This is a genomic window from Gemmata palustris (assembly GCF_017939745.1).
Taxonomy (GTDB): Bacteria; Planctomycetota; Planctomycetia; order Gemmatales; family Gemmataceae; genus Gemmata; species Gemmata palustris.
In genome coordinates, this window is sequence record NZ_JAGKQQ010000001.1 from 7,312,560 (window position 1) to 7,327,832 (window position 15,273).

Annotated in this window: 17 protein-coding genes; 13 read left to right on the top strand and 4 right to left on the bottom strand. The window is 64.6% G+C overall.

Annotation, left to right across the window (positions count from 1 at the left end):
- Positions 1-12 precede the first annotated feature (12 nt).
- From J8F10_RS30310 to J8F10_RS30360, 11 genes are all read left to right on the top strand, one after another.
- A complete protein-coding gene (locus tag J8F10_RS30310) occupies positions 13-402 on the top strand; it encodes an SgcJ/EcaC family oxidoreductase (protein WP_210660254.1) in 390 nt (129 codons plus the stop codon).
- Positions 403-561: 159 nt separating this feature from the next.
- Positions 562-1,137: a hypothetical protein gene (locus J8F10_RS30315; RefSeq protein ID WP_210660256.1), complete on the top strand. Its 576-nt coding sequence runs from the start codon at positions 562-564 to the stop codon at positions 1,135-1,137.
- Between the two features lie 294 nt (positions 1,138-1,431).
- A complete protein-coding gene (locus J8F10_RS30320) occupies positions 1,432-1,767 on the top strand; it encodes a low molecular weight protein tyrosine phosphatase family protein (protein ID WP_210662230.1) in 336 nt (111 codons plus the stop codon).
- A 1,062-nt stretch (positions 1,768-2,829) separates the two neighbouring features.
- On the top strand, positions 2,830-3,279 hold the full coding sequence (locus J8F10_RS30325) for a hypothetical protein (protein WP_052551037.1): 450 nt from the start codon (positions 2,830-2,832) through the stop codon (positions 3,277-3,279).
- A gap of 54 nt (positions 3,280-3,333) precedes the next feature.
- Entirely contained in the window at positions 3,334-3,525 is a 192-nt protein-coding gene (locus tag J8F10_RS30330) for a hypothetical protein (RefSeq protein ID WP_210660258.1), read from the top strand.
- A gap of 70 nt (positions 3,526-3,595) precedes the next feature.
- Positions 3,596-3,940 carry a hypothetical protein gene (locus J8F10_RS30335; protein WP_210660259.1) on the top strand — a complete coding sequence of 115 codons (345 nt, stop codon included), beginning with the start codon at positions 3,596-3,598 and terminating at the stop codon, positions 3,938-3,940.
- Between the two features lie 757 nt (positions 3,941-4,697).
- The gene (locus tag J8F10_RS30340) at positions 4,698-4,910 is read left to right on the top strand and encodes a carbon storage regulator (protein ID WP_210660260.1); all 213 of its coding nucleotides are present in this window, start codon (positions 4,698-4,700) and stop codon (positions 4,908-4,910) included.
- Positions 4,911-5,222: 312 nt separating this feature from the next.
- A complete protein-coding gene (locus J8F10_RS30345) occupies positions 5,223-5,489 on the top strand; it encodes a hypothetical protein (protein WP_210660261.1) in 267 nt (88 codons plus the stop codon).
- A gap of 125 nt (positions 5,490-5,614) precedes the next feature.
- Entirely contained in the window at positions 5,615-6,553 is a 939-nt protein-coding gene (locus tag J8F10_RS30350; RefSeq protein ID WP_210660262.1) for a N(4)-(beta-N-acetylglucosaminyl)-L-asparaginase, read from the top strand.
- A gap of 153 nt (positions 6,554-6,706) precedes the next feature.
- Complete coding sequence (locus J8F10_RS30355) at positions 6,707-7,891, top strand: hypothetical protein (protein WP_210660263.1); 1,185 nt, start codon at positions 6,707-6,709, stop codon at positions 7,889-7,891.
- A gap of 66 nt (positions 7,892-7,957) precedes the next feature.
- Positions 7,958-9,241 (top strand): YkgJ family cysteine cluster protein, encoded by a 1,284-nt coding sequence (locus J8F10_RS30360; RefSeq protein WP_210660264.1) that lies wholly within the window; start codon positions 7,958-7,960, stop codon positions 9,239-9,241.
- A gap of 18 nt (positions 9,242-9,259) precedes the next feature.
- Here J8F10_RS30360 and J8F10_RS30365 read toward each other — a convergent pair whose 3' ends face one another.
- The gene (locus tag J8F10_RS30365) at positions 9,260-10,138 is read right to left on the bottom strand and encodes a WD40 repeat domain-containing protein (protein ID WP_210660265.1); all 879 of its coding nucleotides are present in this window, start codon (positions 10,136-10,138) and stop codon (positions 9,260-9,262) included.
- A gap of 365 nt (positions 10,139-10,503) precedes the next feature.
- Between J8F10_RS30365 and J8F10_RS30370 the strand changes: the two genes are divergently transcribed.
- Positions 10,504-10,818 carry a Dabb family protein gene (locus J8F10_RS30370; protein ID WP_210660268.1) on the top strand — a complete coding sequence of 105 codons (315 nt, stop codon included), beginning with the start codon at positions 10,504-10,506 and terminating at the stop codon, positions 10,816-10,818.
- Between the two features lie 8 nt (positions 10,819-10,826).
- Positions 10,827-11,270 (top strand): hypothetical protein, encoded by a 444-nt coding sequence (locus J8F10_RS30375; RefSeq protein WP_210660270.1) that lies wholly within the window; start codon positions 10,827-10,829, stop codon positions 11,268-11,270.
- Positions 11,271-11,343: 73 nt separating this feature from the next.
- On the opposite strand, the gene J8F10_RS30380 is transcribed toward J8F10_RS30375, so the two are convergent.
- The 3 genes from J8F10_RS30380 to J8F10_RS30390 all read right to left on the bottom strand — a co-directional run bounded on the left by J8F10_RS30380 (position 11,344) and on the right by J8F10_RS30390 (position 15,216).
- On the bottom strand, positions 11,344-12,531 hold the full coding sequence (locus J8F10_RS30380; protein WP_210660272.1) for a zinc-binding dehydrogenase: 1,188 nt from the start codon (positions 12,529-12,531) through the stop codon (positions 11,344-11,346).
- Positions 12,515-13,879, bottom strand: a complete 1,365-nt coding sequence (locus tag J8F10_RS30385) for an MFS transporter (protein WP_210660274.1) — start codon at positions 13,877-13,879, stop codon at positions 12,515-12,517. Before J8F10_RS30385 ends, J8F10_RS30380 begins: the two co-directional genes overlap by 17 nt.
- An 86-nt stretch (positions 13,880-13,965) precedes the next feature.
- On the bottom strand, positions 13,966-15,216 hold the full coding sequence (locus J8F10_RS30390; protein ID WP_210660276.1) for an LL-diaminopimelate aminotransferase: 1,251 nt from the start codon (positions 15,214-15,216) through the stop codon (positions 13,966-13,968).
- Between the last annotated feature and the right edge of the window lie 57 nt (positions 15,217-15,273).

Genomic DNA, 15,273 nt, shown 5'->3' on the forward strand with positions numbered 1-15,273 from the left:
GTGCGCGAAGTTATGACAGCGTGGGAAGAGGCGTGGAACGCGCGCGACGCGGAGGCGCTCGCGGCCCTCTACCACGACGACGCGGTCAACCACCAGGTCGCGTTCGGCGCCCCGCGCGTCGGGCGCGACACGATGCGCGCGGACTTCCGCGAGTGCTTCGCCGCGTTCCCGGACAGTTTCACCCGCGTCGAGGTCACGCTGATCGACGGCGATCGCGCCGCGGTGGAGTGGTTCGGCGGCGCGACGTGGGCCGGTCCGTTCGCCGGGCGCGCCTCGACCGGTGCGACGTTCACGCTCCGCGGGTGCGGGTTCTTCCTCATCACGGGCGGCAAGATCAAGGCGCAGCGGGGCTACTTCGATCGCGCGACGTGGTTCGGTCAACTCGGCTTGCCGGTCGGTTGACGCGCCCGCCACGCGCAGTTCGGCTGACTCGGTGTGGGGCACGGGATCGGCTCGTGAAACTGCGGCCTTCCGGCGCCCGACTTGCATCTGGGGCGATCGGAAGTAACCTGTTCCCGTGCGGGGGCAATTCGCTCCCACCCCTCTATATGAGGCCCAGTCATGCTCGTGCGTTCGCTTTCCGTTCTGGCCCTCGTTCTGGCCCCGGTCGTCGCCCACGCAGCCGACGTGGAGAACCCGTACAAGGGTGCCAAAGTCGGCGACTTCGCGGTCTACAAGATGACCACGAAGGTCGGTGACTTCAACATCAAGGGCACGGTCACCCAGACCGTGACCGAAAAGAGCGACAAGGAAGTTACCGTTAAGGGCACCGGGACCGTGGAGTTCAACGGCAACAAGATGGACATCCCGGCCCAGGAGCAGAAGATCGACCTGACCAAGCCGTTCGACCCGACGAAGGCCGCGAACCTGCCGGGCGGGGCCGAGGCCAAGGTCGAGAAGGGCAAAGAGGGCAAGGAGAAGATCAAGGTCGGCGACAAGGAGTACTCCACCACCTGGACCACGTACACCGCGAAGATGAAGGTGATGGGCCAGGAAATCGAAGCCGACCTCAAGACGTGGATGGCGAAGGACGTGGCCGCGGGCGGGATGGTGAAGATGACCATGACCGCCAAGATCGCCGGGCAGGACATGGACATCCTGATGGAACTGACCGAGACCGGTAACAGCAAGAAGTAACTCGCGCGACCAAATTTCCCACCGCCCGGCGCTGTGACTCATCACGGTGCTGGGCGGTGGCATTTCCCAGGCGCGAGAAGCAGAAGGAAGAGCCGCGGATCACGCCGATAACGCAGATCAGACAAGAGCGTGATGATCTTGCTGCGGATGTGATTTCGCGATCAGATCGTCGGGCAATATTGGCGAGATGTTAGCCAGAATCGGATCGGGAATCGCCGGATTTCCGTGTTCCGCCGCGATTGTTAGCCTAAATGGGTAACGCATCCGGAGTGAGGAGGCACGGTGGCGAACGCGGTGCGAGCACTGTTCGTCTGCGAGGGCAACCGGCACCGCAGCCCGACGGCCGAGCGCCTGTATTCCGCGACGCCCGGAGTCGCTTCGCGCTCGGCGGGTTTATCTCCGTTGGCGCGTGTGGAACTCACCGAAGAGTTGCTCGCTTGGGCGGATATGTTGTTCGTGATGGAGGCCCGGCTCGAAAAGCTCATCCGGCGCCGTTTCGCGCTCGCTCTCGACGGGAAACTGTTGGTTTGCCTGAAGATTCCCGACGACTACCAGTTCATGCAGCCGGAACTCATCGCCGTGTTGACCGAGCGGCTGGTTCCTCACCTCGGCGAACCGAATAGAGCGTGATCGACCTGTTTCCGATGCTCAGGCCTCCGCGAGTAGCGGAGCGATAAGCATTTCCAATCGCATCTTTTCCGTGATGGTCGTTGTGCCCTCTCGTGGTGTAAACCCAAAATCATTTTGTATTTTTCCGTACACTAGTATACAATTGATATAATGGCGAGTGAATGGGCCACTGTCCCGAATTGTTGGGGCGCAATGTGGGGCCAGATGTTAGCCGGGAGTTACCGGAATGTTGGTCCGCGTGAGCTTTGAACTGCAGAAATTGTGGCGAATGTTAGCCATCGGCGAGTGGTCCCAGAGCGGAAAGGGTGCCGGAAAGAATTACGGCGTCAGTAGCTAGCGATCGTTTTGCTCGTGTGCGGCCCCGAAACGGCCCCAAAATGTTAGCGAATGTTAGCCCGGCGGTCGTCTCGGTCTGGGCCGCGGGGCCAAATGCTGTGGGATCGAGCCGGGCGGGTAAGTGTCCTCTCGCCTCGGCAAACCTGCATCGAACTCATTTCAACGCCGTTTCTTCGCCCTTTGGGAAGAGTCGGCCGTCCTCTTCAGCGTGCTTCTTCTTGGGCTAATCCCGCTTCGGTGTCCTTGTAACGAGCCGCGACCGCAAGGGAGCGGGAGGCGCTCCCATTTGTGGTCGCGCTTCAATGCACGGGAAGCCCCGCTCCCTTGCGGTCGCGGCTCGTGTGGTCGCTACACGCATCTCGAAGCGAGGCTAAACGAGTGAAATCGCCGGTAGCTCGGCGTTCGCTGGTTTCTCGGTTCTCGCCGGCTTGCGGGCCGCGATTCACGAGCGTTGCGTTTCCCTTGGGGGCCGCCAATGCCTGTTTCCTTCAGGACCGCATTGCTGCAAAGCGGGTGTCTATTGATGTCTGTTTTTGCGGTGGTGCCGCATCTAAAAGTGTCTGAAATAATCACGAATCGCGTTCTGGCAAAAAAGAAAATCGAAAAAGACGCGCTTTCTGAGTTGACATGCTTACTGAACGAATGTATAAGTAGTGTGTCGGATGCAAATGAGGAGTTGAGACCAGCAGCCGACGGGTGAAGCGGGAACACGTGGGAGGGGCGACGATGGAAAGCTGGCGTCTGGTATGGCGTGACGGGTTCGTGCCGGTCCTCTCGACTGCCGGGTTGGAATCGCTCCGTGACGCGCTCCGCGGCGATGACCCCCGGCTAACGCAGGGCAGCACCACAACCCCGCCGCCGCTGATGTGTGTGCAGGACTGGCCGGTAGAAGCCGCATGTGCCCTCGGGTTCTGTGGCTGGCAGGGCGACGAGCTCGAGTCCGTGGGCCAGGTCGAAGAGTTCTTCGCCCGGGCCTGTTTCGAGGCCGATCAGCGCCTCGGCGAACCGGCCGCGTGCCGCTGGTTCCTCAACTGGTTCGACGACACCCCGCGCGACGAGATGCGCCGCGACCTCCTCGCCGAGGTCGAACAGGCCCTCGCCCAGCGCCTGCCGATCGACCGCGTCGGTCCCGAAATCGACCGGCTCGCGAAGCACCCCGAAATTACCGCCGCGTAAGCCGCAAAACAAAACGCCCTACACAAGATAACACTAACTGTTCGGGAGTCCACAATGTTTGAAGTAATCATTTGCACAGTTAGTTCGGGTCGGGTCCAGCGCAAGGCGTTCACCAACTGGGACGCGGCCCGCGCGTATGCGGACCGCTGGTCGGAAAAGGGCCGGGCGTATCGCGTTACGCTCGAACGGATCGCCCAGCCGATGCCGCTGCGGGTGCTCCGCCCGGGCCGCTCGATGGGCATGTAATTAGCGCAGCCAGCACGAGCCGCACAAGCGACCTAACCAAAACATTCATCCCATAATCTCGGATATCGCCATGAACCCGATCTGCCGCCACTGCACGAAGTCGAAGATCAACCGTCCCCGCGGTCTGTGCTGGAGCTGCTACTACACCCCGGGCGTCAAAGAGCTGTACCCGTCGACATCGAAGTACGCGCGCCGCGGGGTCGGCAACTTCACCGGCAGCGCGCCGCTGCCGTCCTCGCCGACGACCGCCGCGCCCGGAACGCCCGAAAAGCTCGCGGTTCTGGAAATGCGCGCGAAGATGAAACAAGCGATCTTCCACCCGGCCGACGCCCGCTTCGAGGGCGATCCCCGGCCGCTGGAGTTCCTGAAAAACAAGTCCCGCAGCGCTGTGAGCGAGATGTCGTGCGTCGCGTGACTGCGAAATGTCGCGGGTCGCGACCGAGTCCCGGTTGCTGAACCGTAGGGGCGCCCCAACCACCGTCAGAACGCCACCGGTCATCGCTCGCCCGCTGTCGGCAGCGAACTTCTCGGCGTGAATTCTGACTCACCCGGCGCCGGACCTACCACAGCAACTGGTCGGACGAAGTCGCGACCCGCGTCGAAACACGAGAAACGGGCGAATACAGGAAGCGTTTCGCCCGTTTCTCGCCGAGCCTCACCCGATACAGACGGGTGAGGTTCGTTTTTTCACGACATTTCTACACGAAAATAGGTTTTGCCGCTCATTTTGGCGCCGCGATGTCGCGCAACAGCGAACAATACTCTGGCTCGAGTCGTTTAATGGGGCCGTGGCCGCTTGATCCAGCGCCGGCGAGGTTTCACCACTCACAGCGTTGCCTCAAAAGTGACAACCGGTTGTCACCGCGTCCCACGCACAACGTGTCCGGTTGTGGGCGGGCTAGGCGGGTTCTGTGGCTTGTGTTGCGCTCGTCCGCGAACCCGCTGGCGGTTGTGACGGTCACCTTAATACTTGGCGCGATTCGGCTTGCAATGTGGGTTGCGCACAGTGTTCGCCCGTTCGGGTGTCTGGCGCACTCATTATTCCGGCCGTGCGCCCGCTCCCCCAGGTGTCGAAAAGTCATTTCCCCCGGCGCCGCAACCCCATACGGAATCGTGGCGTAGAATTGGGGAGCGTTTTACGGACGAGTGATGCACAACGGAGGGAAGCGATCATGCTCGTTCTGAGCCGTAAATTGGGCGAGAAGATTTTCATCGGTGAGAACATCTGTATCACGGTTGTGGACATCGACCGCGGCAAGATTCGATTGGGAATCGAAGCGCCGCGCGACGTGCCCATTTATCGGCAGGAGTTGCTCCCCTTAAACCAGCAGCAACAGCGGGCCGACGCCGCGGCCGGTCAGTCGAACGTTCCGACCGTTTCCTGACTACCCCCGCTCTCATCTCACCTCGTTCGTCCCGGATGTGTGGTGCCGGTCGCTCTGGTTCGCCTTCTCCAGAATCGCGCGGCGGGCGGTGCTCTCGAGTGAGCGCTGCCCGCCGCGCGTTTGTTCGTCTTCGACTCGCGTTACCACTGCGCACGAGTCTCGTTTCGGGATCGTAGCAGCGGGTTGGACGAGCCGCGACCGCAAGGGAGCGGAGGCACCTCCCAATCCCTTGCGGTCGCGGTTCGTTACAGAGAGCCTGAAACTGGACTAGAGTTTGCCGTTCGTTTTCGATTCCCAGATAAGGAACGGACGATGGCAACACCGGCAATGATCCTGAGTTGGAAGCAAGAGGGGCGGGCCGAGGGGTTCGCCGAAGGGCTGGCGTCGGGGATGATCGAGTCCCGGCGCGAGGATCTGTTGAAACTCCTTCGCGTGAAGTTCGTTACGCTCCCGCCCGAACTCAGCTCCGCGGTCCGCAGTGAGACCGCGCTCGACCCGCTCACGCGCTGGTTCGACGCGGCACTCTCCGCGCCCACGCTCGAAGCGTTCGCGGTCATGATTCGCTCTGGGGTGCGATAAGTGCCGAGTTCCTGGTTTAAAGACAATCGCTTTCGCGCCCCACCGTCTTGCTTTGGCGCAGCGCCGCGTTCACACTGAAGCACTCTTCATTTAGGAACGCGGAACCCGAAACCCGGAACTTGCTCATGGCAGAACCAATCACGATCGCCACTTGGCCGTTCGGTAAGACCGCAGTCGAAGCCGCGATGAAGGTGCTTGCGAAGGGCGAGCCCGCTCTCGACGCGGCCCTGGCCGGAGCGCAGGCGGTCGAGGACGACACAAGTATCCGTAACTCGGTGGGCTTCGGGAGTTTGCCGGACCGCCTGGGCCGGCTCACGCTCGATGCGTGCGTAATGGACGGCCGGACGCTCGCGTGCGGTTCGGTGGCGTGCGTCGAGCACATCCGGCACCCCGCCGCACTCGCCCGGCGCGTGATGGAAAAAACTCCGCACGTCATGCTCGTGGGCGAGGGGGCAAAGTGGTTCGCGCTGCAACAGGGCTTCCCGCTGGAAGTTCCGTACACCGCGGAGAGCATTAAAGAGTGGCTCGACGCGCACCCGGATCTCAAGAAGAAAGAAAAGCCCGGCAAATCACCGGTTCGAGCCGACGGCGCGTCCGATATCACCGTGAACGAATTCAACCACGACACAGTGACGGTGCTGTCGCTGGACAAGAAGGGGCACCTCGGCGGGGTCTGCACCACGAGCGGGTTGGGATACAAGTTGCCCGGCCGCGTCGGGGATTCGCCCATCATTGGGGCCGGGTTGTACGTCGACGACCTCGCGGGCGCTGCCGGCGGAACGGGTGTCGGCGAAGAGATCATCCGCATCGGTGCGAGCCTGTTCATCGCCGAGCAGATGCGCGCCGGCAAAACGCCCCAAGAAGCGTGCGAACTGGCCTGCAAGCGGGCGAACGCCGCGGCCGGGCGCCGAGGGGTTCATCCCGCCCGAGTCGCGTTCCTGGCACTCGACCCGAAGGGGAACGTCGGCGCGGCCTGCACCGAGAAGACGGACTTCAAGTACGCCGTTGGGCGCGGCGATAAAGTGGAACTGCTCACCGCAAAAGAGATCGGGCCAACGGCTTGAACAGGGATTCGGGGCGAGATTCGGGATTCGGCACGGCGGTTCCTGTGCTCGTGTGACACGATGTTGGTTTCTTCTTCCCGAATCCGCGCCCCCGGAATCCTTACAGACTGGTAGAATTGACCTGTCCCACGTTTCAGAGCGCGGAGGGGCGGAATGTCGTTGGTAGTTCGGTGCCCGGCGTGTCGGGGCGCGTCCCGCGTTCCGGTCGACGCGATCGGTCAGATGGTCGGGTGCCCGCGCTGTCAGTCCCCGTTCGTGGCCGAGGAAGACGCGCCCGCGGCGCCGCTGCCGTCGCGCGCGCACAATTCGCCCGTGCGCGCTAACTCCAAACCCAGACCTGCGCCCGAAGTGCCGGTTCGATCGCCGCCCCGACCGTCCGCGGCCATTCCCATTGCCCCCCCGCGCCGGCTCCGGCCCGAGCTCACGCGCGAAGAACTTGTGGCGCCGGCTCCGGGATCGGCGCCCGTGCTCGCGATCGAGGTGCCGGACCCGGAGCACGATCCGCACTCGCGACCCGTGGCCGGGCTGCCGGTGTCGGTGCTCGTCGGTTTCGCACTGATGCCGTTCGGCATCCCGCTGCTGTGGTTCGTGGGACCGCTCGTCACGGGAAAAGAAGCCTCTCTCTCACTCGCGGTGCCGGTGTCTCTGGCGATTGCGGCATCCGCGCTGTGTTTGGGTGTGGTCTACACCATCGACTGGACGGCCGCGACCCGTATCAAGGGCGTGTTGATGCTCGTGGGGCTGTCGTACCTCAGCGCGTCCGGCTTGTTTTTCCTGAAAAAAGACCTGATGGACCGCGTTCAGAAGTTCTTCAGCGTGACCCCCGAGTGGCACTGGGTGAGGACCGAAGACAAGGGCTGGCACGTCCGAATGCCGTTTCCGGCTGTGGTGGACAGGGAAACACAACCGTTGCCGGGCTTGGCTCGAATGTCGGAGGTTCGGCGGGCGCGATACGAGCCCAAAGGACAGGAAGGGCCGGCCTACGAATACTACTTCGGTGCGGGGCCGGCGAATCCGAATGTGGGAGATTCGGCCGACGGGTGGCTCGGGCGGATTCGCGAGGGGATGTGGTTCGTCCGGGTCGATCGGGAACTCAAGGATCGGGGCGGAAAATTGGTCGAGGGGGGAAGGTCGATCGCCCACCCTCTGGCCCCGGACTCGAACGGGCGCCAGTGGATGTTCGAGTTGGGGGGCACGGGCGGAACCGTCCGCATTGTGCAGGTCTTCATCATTGAGGGGCGCGTTTATTACTTGTCTGCTGAAGGGCCAGAATTGGTAGCCAGCGACGACCCGGCCGAGCGATTTTTTGGTTCATTTGAGCCCCTTCCGCGGAAATAGGACCGAGCGCTCGGTTCAACCTAGCGCGACGGTTCCCTGTCTAACACTGAACCCTGAAAACTCCCGATGCAAGTCCGCTCGCTACCCGTGTTGCAGAACTGGGATTGTCACTCGTGTGGCGACTGCTGCCGGTCGTATGCGGTGCCCGCGACCGCCGAAGAGCGCCGGCGCATCGAGGGGCAGGGCTGGGAATCGCTACCGGAGTTTCAGGGCGTCCCGTTCTTCGTGAAGCGCGGCGGCGAGTTCTACCTGAACCACCGGGCCGACGGCGGGTGCGTGTTCTTGGGCGCGGACAACCTGTGTCGCATTCACGGCAAGTTCGGCTCCGCCGCGAAGCCGCTCGCGTGCCGCATCTACCCGTTTTTGCTCGTGCCGGCGGGGGACCATTGGAACCTCGGGTTGCGGCTCGCGTGCCCGTCGGCGGCGGAGAACAAGGGCCGCGCGCTCAGCGCCCAACTCGGTGACGCGCGCGAGTACGCGGCGTTCTTTGAGAGCACCACATCAAAGGCCGCGCTCGAAGCACCGCCGCCACCCCTGCAAGGAACGCAGGTCGTTTCGTGGGGCGACGTGGCCCGGATCGCGACCGCGTTCTCGAAGCTGCTCACGAACGAAGTCGATCCGTTCGAGCGCCGGTGGCGCAAGATACTCTCCATCATCATGATGCTGCGCAAAGCGACGTTCGATGGTGGCGGTGATCCCAAGAAGGCCGTCACGGGCGGAAAACTCAGCGAGATGCTCCACGTGCTCGGGCTCGCGGCCGACGACGAGGAGCCGAAAGCGGCTACTGAAGTGAAGCGGCCCGGGTGGGCCGGGCGCACGGTGTTCCGGCAACTCGTGGCCGTGTTCGCGCGCAAGGACCACGGCGCCGAGAAGGGGACCGCCCAGCGCGGCCCGGTGAGCCGCTTCATGTCTGCGGTGAAGTTCGCGAGCGCACGCGGGCGCGTTCCGAAGGTCCACGCGGTTCTACCGGACTCGGCCACGTTCGCAGCGGGCGAAGTCCCGCTCGGCGCGCTGAGTGACACCACCGTCGCGCTGCTTTCACGCTGGCACCGGATGAAGATCGAATCGCTCCAGTTCTGCGGCGCGCCGAACTTCGGGCTGAGCGTGTGGGAGGGCTTGGAGTCGCTGGCGCTCACGTTCCCGGCCGCGATGTGGCTCGCGCGCGTGCTCGTTGCGGGGGGTAAAACGCCCGACGCGGCCGTAACCCAAGCGGTGCGGATGGTGGACGATAACTTCGGTTTCAACCCGCTCCTCGGCTCGGTTCGCCAGAAGTTCGCGCTCCGGCTGATCGCGAACCGCGGCGACTTGCCGCGCCTGGTCGCGTGGTACGGTCGCGCGAGCGACAAGTAGAGCGCCGCACCGTGCGCTTCATTCGTCCACGTCGAACTGCACGAGGCGCCCGTCGGCGGTGCCGCACACGCCGGCTGAGCCGTCGGCGGTGAACGCGAGACACGTTAGCGGTCCGCACCCCCAGTCGTACTCGCGCGTGACCTCCCACGATTGCGGGTTCCAGAGCTTCAGGCGCCCGTCGTCCCCGACAGTTACGAACCGATCGGCGGAAGGAGCAAACGCCGCGTCGCGGAACAGCGCCTCAACCCTCCGGCCCGGTTTGCTCGTGCCCGTCGAAATGTCGAGGGCGTGAAACTCGCCGTCCCACCCGAACACACAGGTGCCGCTGTCGCGGTCAAATGAGACGAAGCCGGGTGCGGTGAATCTGTAGTCTCGGGGCATCCGGTGGCGGTAGTCCAAACCGCCCGAAACGGCGAATCGTAGTTCAAAACCACTGCTCCAGATACCGGCCAGAAACTCACCGTCCGGGCTGAACGCGAGCCGGCTGAACGGCGACCAAAAATCAACCCCGGTGATCGACCGCAAGGCGGGTAGTGCCCACCGCTCCAACTTTGCCTGTTCGGAGGAATTGCGGACACTGGTCGCGACCAATACTTTGCCGTCCGGCGACACGGCGACACCGCCCGTAAACCGAACGGCCGGATTCGGCGGAAGCGAAACGGGGGCCGCGATTCCGTCGAGCCAGAGCCGACCGAAGGTAGCGCGCGCCGTCCATTGGGCGCCCGGCGCGAACGCAATCTGTTCGGACTTTCCGAGTCCCTGTGTGCCGGGTACCGGTTCGCCCGTGGCCCAGTGGAACACCCCAAAGGACTTGTTTCCGGCCGCGGCGACGAACCGGCCATCGGGCGATACGGCCACCGCGCGCACTTCGCCCAGGTCCGCTTCGATCAATCGCATGACAGTGCTCGGAACCACGAATGTGACAGGTCCGGGTCCATACTACCACGAGCCTCTCGTGGCCGCTGGTACGGCTGCGGTTCCGCGGACGGCTTGGCACGGGTAGCGACCATAAACCGGGCGCCCGGTCCGGTGATTCGGTGCCATTCGCGGCTCAATCTGAGTAGATGAAAAACACGCCCGGGCCGAATTACGCTCGGCGGTGTGCCCGCACGCGGGTTTATGATGAATGGAGTGCTTCTGATCGCGGCGGAGGGCACGACGCGCGGGCGCAACGGGACGACGACCGCGCGACGCCCTACTACGATGTGATGGAGCGGGCGCGCGCCTGCTGAAACCCACCGCGAACCGCGAGGCCCACCGCAATGTCCTCTCCCCGACTGGCCCACAACGTGTTCTTCAAACTGAAGGACGCTGCGCCGGCGAAGGTTCAGGAACTGGTCGATGCGTGCAAGAAGTACCTGAACGTGCAACCCGGTATCGTGTTCTTCGCGGCCGGCCCGCTGTGCGCGGAACTCGATCGCGACGTGAACGACCGCGACTGGCACGTCGGGCTGCACCTGGTGTTCGTGGACAAAGCGGCCCACGATGCGTACCAGGACGACGCGACGCACAACAAGTTCATCGACGAGAACAAGCCGAACTGGGCCGGGGTCCGCGTGTTCGATTCGCTGGTGTGAGTGATTCCATGTCTGAAATGAACCGCCTGCAGCTCCACGAAGTCGCGAAGTTCCTGCGCGCCTACCGGTTCATCGGCGGCCGGCTCCGCGCGGTGAAGGTGGTTCACAAGGGCGCGCGTGTCGTGGCCGTTGAGTTCCACACGCGCGTGCGCGAGGCGATCACGGACCTGGGCAAAGACCCGCGTCACGTGAAGCTCCGCTTGCGGCTCGATGGCGTGGAGGAGTTCCGCTTCCAGATGCGGCCCTCTCAGCCCAAATCCAAAATCACCGACGCCCGAATCGGCTACCTCAACGGCCTGTTCTACGTGACCCTCGATTCGATCGGTCTGGAGTCGGGCGAAACGGCCCAGGTGTTCGACTTCCGCGCCAGCGAGGTCTTCGCCGCGGGCCGCGAGTTGTTCTGGGACGTGGTGAAGCCGAAGGGAACTGCAGAAGGCGAAGCCCAGCCCTGAGTGGCCCATGCGAAGCACTGATGAACGAGCCCTTCTCGCGGCAGTGATTGCGCCCCCCGACGAAGATACGCCGTCAGTCACACGCCACGGCGACGCGCACCGGCCGCTCGGCCTCTGCGAACCGGAACGCCTCGTTCACTTCGGCCAGGGGAAATGACTTCGATACCAGTTCCGCGAACGGGAACCGCGTGTGGTTCGCCGCGAGGAACTCGACCGCGGACGCGAGATCGCGCGGAGTGTAGTTGTGAACGCCGGTCACGGTGAGGCACCGGCGAACCACCGTTTCCGGCTCGATGGAAACCGGCGCGGTGGGGAACACCGCGCCGACCCACACCGCCGTTCCGCCGATGCGGAGCACGTCGAGGGCCGCGCGCGAGGCGTCGGGCGCCCCGCTTAATTCAAGCGCGAGGTCCGCGCCGCGCCCCTGTGTGAGTGACTTCACGAAATCCGCGAGCGCATCCGGCTTCGCGAGGTGCCGCGCCCCGAACCGCGCCGCTTGCGCCAGTCGGCCGTCGCTCACGTCGCACGCGATCGCGGTCATCCCCAGCGCATCGGCCCACGCACACGCCGTCAGCCCGAGCATCCCCAAGCCGAAGACGACGATAGAGGAAGGCTTCGGAGGCAACCCCTCCCCAACCCCTCCCCTAAACGGAGAGGGGCTTAAAGCAGAAGATGGTTCTGCTCCCCCTTCCTTCTCAGGGAAGGGGGCTGGGGGGGTAGGTTCTACCACTCCCCCCGCTCGCAGCGCTGCCGCAACGGTAGCCGTGGCACACCCGGCGGGCGCCGCGACCACATCGGGCAGTTCCGCGGGCACTTTCACAATCGCGGTGCCGCAGAGCAAGTGACAGTGCGTGGACAGCCCGCCGACCGGACCGCATTGCGGTGTGATCGCCTCGTGCCCGTACTTGCGGAGCGATTCGCACTTTTGGGGTAACCCCCGCGTGCAAAAGAAGCACGCGCCACACGACACCGCCACGGCCCACACCACGCGGTCACCCACGCGGACCGGTTCGCCGCCCACATCGCGAACGTCGCCGGCCACCTCTTCGACAACGCCGACCGGTTCGTGCCCGAGCACACAGGGCGTCTTTTCTTTCCGGCGCCCGAGGAACGTGTGCAGGTCGCTCCCACACACGGTACACAGCGACACGCGGACCAGAGCTTCGCCCAGGCTCAGTGTCGGGCGCGAAGTCGGCTCCACGCGGAACGGCGCACCGGGACCGTCGAAGACCGCGGCGCGGATCTCAGGAGTAATTGCCATCGTCTTCAGGTTCTGCAGGAGGTGCATCGGACGGTGTGCGGAGCGCGTACACCGTGGCGACGAGCATCGTCAGCGTGGCCACACCCGCGAGCGCGCCGAACGCCGTTCCCCAACCGTAATGTTGGGCAATGCGCCCGACACCGGACCCGGCGAGCGTCGCGCCGAGGTACCCGGCCGTGTCGATGATGCCGGCCGCGGTCGATCCGCCGCGCTGCCCGCCGAGTTTTACTGCGAGCACGCCGGAGCAGAACGTGTACGGCGCGAGCAGGAACAGGGCCACCGCACCGATCAGCGCGAGCGCGGCCCACGTCTGGCCCTCGAGCGGTGCCCACGCGAACACGCCGAGTACAACGATCAGCCCCGCGAGCGACGACACGACGACCAGGCCGTAGCGCCCGTTGAGCCGGTCCACGAGCCACCCGGCGAACAGAGCCGCTACCGCACCAATGAGCGGGAACACGAGGCTCGCCATCCCCGCCGTGCCCGCGTCCAGCTTCACCACTTCCTTCAGGTACGTCGGGTTCCACAAGTTGAACGTTTCGCGGATGAGCGTCAGCCCCACGTTCATCAGGCACACGAGCCAGAACGTGAAGCTCGAAAACAGCGGCCCGAGCAGCCCCCGGAGCGAAATTTTTTCGTGCCCCGCATCGGCCCCGTAGACGTTACCCGGCGGCGGCGGCGGGTCCGGCAGCCCGACCACCGAGGGGCGGTTCTTGAGTGTGAAGAAGCTGATGCAGCCGATCGCGCCGAGCGTCGCCGCGGACGCGAAGAACACCCCGCGCCACCCGAACCCGGCTTCCACGATCCCGCCGAGGTAGAGGCGCGCGAGCGCGTCGCCGAGCAGGTAACTCATCGTCAGCACGCCCATCACGGTCGCCATGCGGCCCGCGGTGAACCAGCGCGACGTGATCTGTACCAGCCCGCCCCACCCCATCGACTGCACGAACCGGTTCGCGGCCCACACCACGAGGAACGGCAGCAGCACCGCGACCGGAAAGCCGAAGCTGCTCGCGACGCCCGCGAGCGGTCCCGCGCCCAACGGCGCGAGCGCGAACAAAACCGTACACGCGACTGATGCGAACATGCCGAGCAAGAAGATGCGCCGGCCACCGAGGTACTCGGCAATGACCCCGTTGAGCGCTTTGCCGATCGCGTAGAACAGCACGCCCACGGACGCGACGTCGCCGATGTGTGCTTTCGTGAGTCCGGCCGGTCCGTACTCTTCGAGCAGCAGGGGCGACGCGACCGACAGGTTCGACCGGCACACGTAGTAGCCCGCGTAGCCGGTGAACAGTGTGACGACCGTAACGGCCTGCCAGCGGCGGAGCCGGGCAATTTCGTCGGGCACGGGCGGCTCCGGGAAGCGGGGTGGTTCCCGGATTGAGATAGGAGCTTCGGGCAATGCGCGAATGAAATTCGCGTGAATGCCCCGGCTCAGAACTTCAGGTTCATGCCTTTGAGCCGTGCGACGGTTTCGGCCATCAGCGCGTCCTCTTCGGCCTCGCTGTTCGCAATGTACGTCACCGAGAACCGCAGGTACGCACCCGCGTCGTCCCACGGCACGCAGCACACGGACTGGTCGTGAATCAGGTACTGCGACGCGGCCTCGGCGCTAGCGAACGCGAGGTCGCCGGCCGACTTGGGCGCGCTCGCGTAGAGGAAGTACGTGCCCCCCGGCATCTCGCACTTGAACCCCACCTGCTTCAGCGCCGCGACCAGCTTTTCGAGCCGGCGCTTGTACTTCGCCCGGATCTGTACGGGGATCTCGGGCGTGCGCAGTGCGTGCGCGGCCGCGTGCTGGACCGCCATGAACTGCCCGCTGTCGCTGTTGTCCTTCACGTCGGCATAAGCCTGCACGATCTTCGGGTGCCCGCACACGAAGCCGAGGCGCCAGCCGATCATGTTGAAGCCCTTCGACATCGAGTGGACCTCGACGCCGACCTCCTTCGCGCCCTCGACCTGGAGGAAGCTGAGCGGCTCGGACTTGTAGCTCAGGAGGATGTGCGCTGCATCCTGCACGATCACGATCTGGTGCTTGTGGGCGAACTCGATGACGCGCTTGTAGAAGTCGCGCGTCGCGACCGCGCCGGTCGGCGAGTTCGGGTAGTTGATGACGAGGAGCTTCGCCCGCTTCTTCACGTCGTCGGGGATGCCGTCGAGGTCCGGGAAGAACCCGTTCTTTTCCAGCAGCGGCAGTCGCACCACCTCGCCACCTAGGTAGCGCGTCCAGGTGCCGGCGACCGGGTAGCCGGGCACGGTCATGAGCGTCGCGTCGCCCGGGTTGATGAACACCGCGGGGAGCATCGCGTAGGCGGGCTTACTGCCGATACAGTGGCACACCTCGTTCACCGGGTCGAGCGCCACGCCGAACTGCCGCTGCATGAACTCCGCGGCGGCGTCCTTGTAGTTCTGGATGCCGTTGTCCGCGTACCCGCGGTTCTCGACCTTGTTGGCCTCGCGCGTGAGCGCGTCGCGCACGGTCGCGTCGGCCATGTCGTCGTTTTCGCCGATGCCGAAGTCGAGCAGCTTGCGCTCGGGGTGATCGGCGAGCGCCTTCCGCTTGGCGCGCTTGATCTTCTCGAACTTGTAGACGTCGGTGCCCTTGCCGTAGTTGGCCCCGCCGATGCGGTCGGCGAACAGCGTTTGGAACCACGGATCGGAAGCGGAGGGTGCGGAAGCGGACATGGGTGGAACGGTCCCGGGGCGGAGTAGGGGAATATTTGGTGTTGTAGCAGCGGGAAA